The organism is Gemmatimonadota bacterium (assembly GCA_016209965.1).
GTDB lineage: Bacteria > Gemmatimonadota > Gemmatimonadetes > Longimicrobiales > RSA9 > JACQVE01.
The window spans coordinates 1-2804 of the sequence record JACQVE010000032.1; the positions used below are offsets into that span (position 1 = coordinate 1).

Below are 2804 nucleotides of genomic sequence, written 5' to 3' on the forward strand. Positions count from 1 at the left end.
GCCCGCCGCCGCGGGCTCCGCAGCCCGCCCGCCAAACCGGAGGGGACGCCGGACGTGCCGCTCGATGTAGTCCTCGACCGCGGCCGAAAGTTCGCCACTCGTCAGCACCCGCTGCGCCTCCCGCGGCATCGAGTTGGCGATGTCCTCCAGGACCTCCCGCCTGATCAGTGACAGCATCGTCGAGGCGCCGTGCACCACAAAGGCACGCACCGCGTCCAGCTTGACCAGCGACTTCTGGATCGCCTCCAGCAGGGCCGCCGGCGCGGCCACCAGCACATCCGCCCCCGTCCTCACTGGCGGCCAGTCCCGCTCCAGCGCGAGCACCCGTAGTCCGAGTGGGCGGGCAAAGCGGGCGAGGAAAATGGCAATGCGGGCCGCGGCCTCATCGAGCGGCACCAGCACCACCGCCTGGAGCGCACGCTCCCCACGCTCCCCACGCTCCCCGTCGACGGCACGGATCGCCGCACCACCGCCCGCCGCTGCGCCGGCCGGCTCGCCGGCCAGCCGGTCCAGCAGGGCCAGCCCGTACGCCGCGGTCACGCCGGCGCCCTCAGAGGCGTGCAGCACAGCGTTGCCACCTCGTCTGAGCACCGGCATGGCCGCGCGCTGCAGCGGCGTGGGGAAGGCGAACCCTGCCGCTTCGGCTTCCGCGACCAGCTCCGGCCTCAGCCCCAGATCTGCAAATGTTTCGGCCATCTCGATCCCCGGATAAACTGCTCCGCTCGCAATATACTTGCTTGCAAATTGACTGCCCAGGCCGCTAACTTGCCCGCCCGCGCGCCACCAAGCCGTCCGGCCTGGCCACTCCGCCACGGGCGCCCTGTTTCCGGCCGCGCGCCGCCCCCTCCCCCGCATCTTTACGGAGCATGCGCATGGAGATTGTCCAGCTCTGGCTCGGCAAGATCAGCAGCATCGTGTGGGGCCTGCCCATGATCCTGCTGCTCGTCGGCACAGGCATCTATCTCACCCTCCTGCTGCGCGGGCTGCAGTTCCGGGAGCTGCGCCACTCGCTCTGGCTGGCACTGGTCAAGCGCAAGGAGGAGGGCGCCCAGGGCGACATCTCCCACTTCCAGGCGCTCATGACGGCACTGGCCGCGACCGTCGGCGTGGGCAACATCGCCGGCGTGGCCGCGGCCATTGCCGCGGGCGGACCGGGCGCCCTGTTCTGGATGTGGGTCACCGGCCTGTTCGGCATGGCCACCAAGTACTCCGAGGCCGTGCTCGGCGTCCGCTACCGCGTAGTCGATCCCCGCGGCGACATGGCCGGCGGACCGATGTACTACCTCTCCCGGGGCCTGGGCGGCTGGTTCGGCAAAACCCTCGGCTTCCTCTTCGCCCTGTTCGCCGCCGTGGCCGCATTCGGCATTGGCGACATGGTGCAATCCAACTCCGTGGCCCACGCGCTCCGCGCGTCCTTCGGCGTGCCTCCTTTCTGGACCGGCCTGGTCATTGCCGTGCTCGCCGCCATGGTCATCCTGGGCGGCATCCGCAGCATTGGCCGCGCGACCAGCTTCTTTGTCCCCTTCATGATCGCGTTCTACATGATCGGCGGCCTCGTGGTCCTGGCCATCAACTGGCGGGGGCTGCCGAACATCGTGGCCTACGTCTTCGCCGAGGCGTTCACGCCCACCGCGCCGCTGGGCGGGTTCCTCGGCGCAAGTGTGCGCGACGCCGTCCGCTGGGGTTTCGCCCGCGGCATCTTCTCGAACGAGTCCGGCCTGGGAACGGGCGGCATTGCTGCCGCCGCCGCCCAGACCCATATCCCGGCCAGTCAGGCACTGGTCTCCATGACCCAGACCTTCATCGACACCATCGTCGTCTGCTCGATCACCGGCTTCGTCATAGTCGCGACAGGCGCCTGGACCATGACGGATGCGGCAGGCAGCGGCCTATCCGGCGCGCCGCTCACCGTGGCCGCGTTCAGCCACGGGCTGCCTGGCGAGTGGGGCGGCTACATCGTCTCCCTCGGCCTCGCCTTCTTCGCCTTCTCCACGATCCTCGGCTGGTCCTATTACGGCGAGCGGTCGGTCGAGTATCTGCTGGGCGTCCGCGCCATCCTGCCCTACCGCCTGCTCTTCGTCTTCGCCTCCTTTGTCGGCGCCTACGTGCTCCAACTCGGCACGGAGGAGCGGGCAGGGTTCCAGGCCGTCTGGGACTTCAGTGATGTGATGAACGGAGCCATGGCGGTACCCAACCTGGTGGGGCTGCTGCTGCTGTCGCGGATTGTCGTGGAAGAGACGCGCAAGCTCATGGCGCTCCGCGCTGGCACCATGGTAGCCGACGAAGCGCCGGGCGGCGCAGTGCCGGCGGACCGCGCCTGACCGGCCGGCCTGGGGGCAGGCAGATCCCGCGATTCCGCGCCGGACCGAGCCCGGCCGCCCTCAGTCGCTCGCGCTGCCGAGACTGGGAGATGCCACGGGTCTGGCGCGCCCGCCCGCCAGCGTGTCCCCCGGCTGCCGCGGCACGTCCTCCGGCTGGTACGGCAGCTCGTTCAGGAAATACTGGGCCTCGATGTCGAGGCGTGAGGTGCGGAGCTGGTTCGTCGACGCCTGCACCACGGTCTCGAGGCCGTGACGGTGAGCCCGCACAACGAGTGTGCCGTCGCGGCCCCGCAAGGTGATCGAGTGCGCGTCCGCCGCCACCTTCTCGATGGGCAGGCGCGCGGCTAGCACCTGCTCCGCCAGCCGCAGCACGTCCGCGACGCCAGCCGCGGTCCTGCGCTCATAGTCAGCCATTCGCCCCCTCGGAATCTTTGCGCCGGCCAGCAGGAATCAGCGCAGCGCGCGCTCCCTGTCGGCTAGCAC

3 protein-coding genes are annotated in these 2804 nt (G+C 70.0%); 1 reads left to right on the forward strand and 2 read right to left on the reverse strand.

Annotated features, from left to right (window positions below; all coding sequences use genetic code 11):
- Positions 1 to 696: DEAD/DEAH box helicase (locus HY703_01355; GenBank protein ID MBI4543825.1), on the reverse strand; the 696-nt coding region annotated here is incomplete at its 3' end.
- Between the two features lie 176 nt (positions 697 to 872).
- Here HY703_01355 and HY703_01360 point away from each other — a divergent pair.
- A complete protein-coding gene (locus HY703_01360; protein MBI4543826.1) occupies positions 873 to 2321 on the forward strand; it encodes a sodium:alanine symporter family protein in 1449 nt (482 codons plus the stop codon).
- A gap of 60 nt (positions 2322 to 2381) precedes the next feature.
- Here the strand turns inward: HY703_01360 and HY703_01365 are convergent, their stop codons facing one another.
- A complete protein-coding gene (locus HY703_01365; protein MBI4543827.1) occupies positions 2382 to 2735 on the reverse strand; it encodes a hypothetical protein in 354 nt (117 codons plus the stop codon).
- Between the last annotated feature and the right edge of the window lie 69 nt (positions 2736 to 2804).

Excerpts from the sequence above, each read along its gene's own strand:
- HY703_01360 (MBI4543826.1), top strand. The coding sequence starts at position 873 with ATGGAGATTGTCCAGCTCTGGCTCGGCAAGATCAGCAGCATCGTGTGG.
- HY703_01365 (MBI4543827.1), bottom strand. The coding sequence starts at position 2,735 with ATGGCTGACTATGAGCGCAGGACCGCGGCTGGCGTCGCGGACGTGCTG.